Below are 4604 nucleotides of genomic sequence, written 5' to 3' on the forward strand. Positions count from 1 at the left end.
TGGACCCTTGCGTGGTCCAGCCCAGCGTGCCGCCGGCCGCCACGCTCACCGCCCCGGTGATGGTGCCGCCCACCCCTTCCAGCGTCGCCCCAGAGGCGACGGTGACGTTGCCGCCCAGGATGCCCGCGGAGGTGCCGCCGTGGTTGCTGACGAAGAGGATGCCCGCAGCCACCTCAGTCGTGCCGGCAAAGGCGCTGCTGTTGCCGCTCAGGGTGAAGGCTTCCACGCCTTGCTTGATGAGGGTGCCGGTGCCCGTAAGCGACCCGGCATAGTCGAGGAAGCCGGTCTGCGCCACCACCGTCAGGGTCTTGGTCCCCAGCGCCACGACGCCGGCCGCCGACGTCCCCGACAGATTGGTGACGCTCGCTCCGGACGTGGTGCCGGAAATGTCGAAGGCGCCCTCCACCACCACCCCGGACGATGCCGCGATGCTGCCCGCGCCGGACAAGGCCAGCGTGCCGGCGGAAACGGTTGTCACGCCGGTATAGGTGTTGACGCCCGACAAGGCGAGAACGCCGCTGCCGTCCTTGGTCAGGCCGCCGGAACCGAGCGCCACGACCCCGGAGATGGTGGTGTTGCCGGCACCGCCCACCGTCAGGCCGAGATTGGTGGAGGAGACGGCGCTGGCATTGGAGAGGGTGAGCGTGCTCGCGTCGGAATTGATCCGCGCGGCGGAACCCAGACTGACGCTCCCATCATAGGCGTTGGCCCCCGAGACGTTGCGCAGGGCGCCGCCATTTGAAACGCCGGCGCCGTTCAGGGTCAGCGCCTCGGCGCCCACCGTGATGTCGCCCTGGATTTCCAGAGCAGCACCGGAGGCGACGGAGGTGCCAGCGGCCGTAGTGCCGAGAGCCGATCCGTTGCGGATATTGAGGACGCCGGTGGAAATGGTGGTCGTGCCGGCATACGCGTTGCCGCCCCCCAGCGCCTGCGTGCCCGTCCCTTGTTTGACGATGCCGCCCGCCCCGCCAATCTCGCCGTCAAAGACGGCGTCCGCAGCGCCCCCGAGCGTGAGCGAATTCGCGCCGAGTGTTATGTCGGACCCGGCGACGCCGCCCACACTCCCAATGGCTCGGTTCCCTGAAGCCGCGCTGATATCGAAGCCGACGCCGGCCGCGGCGAATGTCACGGCCCCATCCGGCGCGAGGGCACCGCCTCCGCTCAGCGCCAGTATGCCGCTATCGATCGTGGTGCCGCCCGTGAAGGTATTGGCTCCGGTCAGCGTCTGCTTACCTGACCCCTGCTTCACGAGGCCGCCCTGACCGGAAATGGCGCTCGCAACAACCCCGTCCGGTGCGTAGCCGAAGGTCAGCGTATTGGTGCCGAGCAATATGGTGGTGCCCGCGCCGCCCGTCAGGAGGCCGATGGTCCGGTCTCCGGAGGCCTGGCTGATGTCGAAGGTCGCACCGGGATTGACGAGGCTCACGGCCCCGGTCGCCGTAAGGGCGCCGTTGCCGCTCAGCGCCAGCGTGCCGGCGCTGATGGTGGTGCCGCCGACATAGGTGTTGGCCGCGTTCAAGGTCAGCATGCCGGCGCCCTGCTTGGTCACACCGCCTGCACCAGAGAAACCGGTCGCGAAGGCAACGTCGTTGCCATTGGTGTCGAACACGGCATCGCCTCCGCCGGAACCGTCTAGCCTGCTTGATATGTCGGTGGTGTTCCCCGCCGCCCACTGCAAGCCGCCACCGTAGAACGTGATGTTGCCGGAGCCGAAATTAGACGCGGAATTGAAATTGATAAGGCCCACCGAGGCAATCGTGCCGCCTGAATAAGAGTTGGCAGCGGTGAGGGTCAGTGTGCCGGTGCCGGTCTTGGCGATGCTACCGGATGTGCCGGGGCCCGCTACGTCGCTGATCACCCCGTTGATTGTGGTGTCGTGGGCGCCGGTGACCAGAAGATCTATGGGGCCGCCAGTCGAAAAAAGTGTAACCGGCGCAGTGATGGAAATATCGCCGTTCCAGGCGGAGATTGTCTGGGATGCATAAATCTCCATAAGCGAAAAGCTTAACGTCTGCAGGTTTGTAGAATTATTGTGAATTCCTCCATAAAGGATAACGTTACCCGACAATACGAAGCTTGCTGCACCTGGCTCGAAAATAATCGCGAACACATTGGCAGGGCTAGCGTTATTGACGTTCGCCGTTTGGATATTTCCTGCAAAATGCAGTATATCCATCGGTTGATAAGTGTCTTGGAAGTTGCCAGGAGTGGTCCACAGGTTGTCGCTTCCGCCCCCTAGCCAGAGATTGTTGGCAAGCGCAGGGCCTCCCGTGGCGAGAGCGAGAAAGCCGCTCAGGAAGGTGGCAGAAAGCAGCCGCGCAGTGATGGCTGACGACACAGTCGCGCGCAGCGGCGCGCCTCGGCGCTGAGCATCAGCTCGCGTGAAAACCGGCCGCATAACTTCCCCCCGTATAACACCACCATGTCCTGCGCCTCACGCCCGCGGCTTTCGCCGCGTTGTCGTCACCTTGGGCGCCCGGATCGGTGTGCTGGATCCCTAGGAACGTTATGCAAGGCAAAGCGCTTAAGGGAAAGACTTAAGTCCTGTGATTTTTGCAGGGAATTATGCGTTCTGCGGGCGCGGGGGCGATGCTCAGCCGCTTCTGGCGGCGTGGCGCAGGGTATCGTCCGCAGTCTCGCCGAACTGGCAGCAATACGCGACGGAGAAGTTGGCGGCGTGGCTACAGTCGGCCTCTTAGCAGGTTTGAGTCGCATGCTTCCGGTTCGACACTTTCCTCCTCGATCGCCCGCGCCATGGTCTGCTTGCGGACATGAGCGAGCTTGGTGAGCTCGCTGACCGGGATGTTCTCTGCCCGCATGCCCAGCCTGCGACGCCGCAGCATGCGCAAGGCAACATCCAACAGAGTATAAAGTGCGTTATTGTGATCGAGATCGGTTACTTGGCCCCGATCCCAATCCGCGAGCTCCCTCTTCTCGGCCGGCGGACGGCTCGCACCTTCCCGCTGTTTCCGCCGCCGCAGAAGAAGCGGTCGCCGCCATCGGATTCAAGTCCTGACACCCCGGTTCCGGAGGGCATGTCCAGCTGCTCCAGCACCTCTCCCGTCCGGTGGTCGATGCGCCTCAGCTCGCAGGCTTAAGGTAGCCCGTGGATCGCGTCCGCGCCGATTTCCTTTGAGGTTGTGGGATTAAACCCGTTGGCAGCCTCGTACACTCACTGATGGTCCGAAAACCGCAATTCAATGTCCTGCTCCAGCTCGCAGCCCTGCGGCGCTATGCGCGCGTGCTCACGCGAAACGAGGCTGATGCTGAGGATCTGGTGCACGACACCCTCGTGCGCGCCTATGAGAAGAGGGCGAGCTTCAAGGCAGGGCGCAGCTTGCGCGCCTGGATGCTATCCATTCTCCACAATGTGTTCATCGACGTGCGCCGCCGCCGGAAGGCCGAAGCAGAGCGCATCAGCCGGGCCGCGGAGCTGAACGAGAACGCCATCGCGCCCATCCAGGATCTTCGGGTCCGGCTCGATCAGGTCCGCCGCGCCTTCCTTGAGCTGCCGGAAGATCAGCGCACTGCGCTGCATCTCGTGGCCATTGAGGGGATGACGTTCGCGGAGGCCGCCGAGGCGCTGGAGATCCCGGTGGGCACGCTCATGTCGCGCCTCGCGCGTGCCCGCGCCGCGCTGCGCACCATCGAGGACGGCGAAGACCAACAGATCGCGCCCAGCCCTCGGCGGCGCCTGAAACTCGTGGGAGGCACGGATGGACCGTCCAGTTGATCCCATCGGCGAGGCCGATCTTCAGGCCTATGTGGAAGACCAGCTTCCCGTGGCCCGCCGCATCGAGGTGGAGGCCTATCTCTGCCACCATCCGGACGAGGCCATGCGGGTCATGTCCGATCTGCGCATCCGCGACGAGTTGCGGCTCGCTTTGGCGGCCGAGCCCAGTACGGCGCGCATCGAGACCCTCGTCGCGGCCCGGCGCCTGGAAGGGGGGCTCGCCAGGAGTAGCCTGTTCCGCCGTGTCCGCCAGATCGCCGCGGTGGGCGTGCTCATCACCTTCGGCTGGCTCGCCCACGCGGAGTTCGGGCCGCTGATGGTTGGGGAAGTGGTAGCCTCCGCCATTCCACCCGCTTATGTGGGCGAGGCGGTGCGCGCCCATCGCACGGCGCTGGTGCGCGCCTCCATGCGCTCGCAGCCGGGCGCGTCCGATTATGACCCCGCGGAGATCCGCGCCGCCACCGCCATCGTCCTGCCGCAGCTTCCCAAGGACTGGCAGGTGAAGGACGTGCAGATATTCCCCTCCTCCTATGGCCCGAGCGTGGAGCTTGCCGCCAGGACCGAGACGCTGGGCGAGGTTTCCCTGTTCGCTGTGAGGCCGGGCGCGTTCGACGTGATCCCCGCCACCGTCACCCACGACCAGGACGTAACCGCCGCCTACTGGCAGATCGGCGATGTCGCCTATGCGCTGGTGGCAAAGGCCGATGCCCGTGACATCGACGAAGCGGCCATCCGCCTCGCCCGCTCCCTCTACTGACGCCATCGAAGGAGATAAACCACCATGAACACGCCAAATTACGGCTATGACTGGGGCAGCCCCGCCGCCGGCGTCAGCCGGGCGGAATTCGATGAGGGCCTGCGCCGGCACATG

General features: G+C 65.2%; 3 protein-coding genes and 2 pseudogenes. 2 read left to right on the forward strand and 3 right to left on the reverse strand.

The features are described from left to right. From ABLE91_RS28820 to ABLE91_RS28830, 3 genes and pseudogenes are all read right to left on the reverse strand, one after another. Nucleotides 1-1993, reverse strand: a 1993-nt coding sequence (locus ABLE91_RS28820; protein WP_348935997.1) for a beta strand repeat-containing protein, incomplete at its 3' end; no start/stop codon positions are given. A 691-nt stretch (nucleotides 1994-2684) separates the two neighbouring features. Continuing rightward, nucleotides 2685-2816, reverse strand: a pseudogene (locus tag ABLE91_RS29020) (MarR family winged helix-turn-helix transcriptional regulator); the annotation flags it as partial. Between the two features lie 80 nt (nucleotides 2817-2896). Then, nucleotides 2897-3088, reverse strand: a pseudogene (locus ABLE91_RS28830) (hypothetical protein); the annotation flags it as partial. 90 nt (nucleotides 3089-3178) lie between these two features. Between ABLE91_RS28830 and ABLE91_RS28835 the strand changes: the two are divergent. Together ABLE91_RS28835 and ABLE91_RS28840 are read left to right on the forward strand one after the other, a co-directional pair. After that, the gene (locus ABLE91_RS28835) at nucleotides 3179-3733 is read left to right on the forward strand and encodes a sigma-70 family RNA polymerase sigma factor (RefSeq protein ID WP_348935998.1); all 555 of its coding nucleotides are present in this window, start codon (nucleotides 3179-3181) and stop codon (nucleotides 3731-3733) included. Then, the gene (locus tag ABLE91_RS28840) at nucleotides 3717-4490 is read left to right on the forward strand and encodes an anti-sigma factor family protein (protein ID WP_348935999.1); all 774 of its coding nucleotides are present in this window, start codon (nucleotides 3717-3719) and stop codon (nucleotides 4488-4490) included. The genes ABLE91_RS28835 and ABLE91_RS28840 overlap by 17 nt, the downstream gene beginning before the upstream one ends. Nucleotides 4491-4604 lie beyond the last annotated feature (114 nt).

The sequence above is a fragment of the Aquabacter albus genome, from assembly GCF_040049275.1.
Lineage (GTDB): Bacteria > Pseudomonadota > Alphaproteobacteria > Rhizobiales > Xanthobacteraceae > Aquabacter.

What these genes read in the sequence shown, in the direction of transcription:
- ABLE91_RS28835 (WP_348935998.1), top strand. Translation starts at nt 3,179, where the DNA reads ATGGTCCGAAAACCGCAATTCAATGTCCTGCTCCAGCTCGCAGCCCTG.
- ABLE91_RS28840 (WP_348935999.1), top strand. Translation starts at nt 3,717, where the DNA reads ATGGACCGTCCAGTTGATCCCATCGGCGAGGCCGATCTTCAGGCCTAT.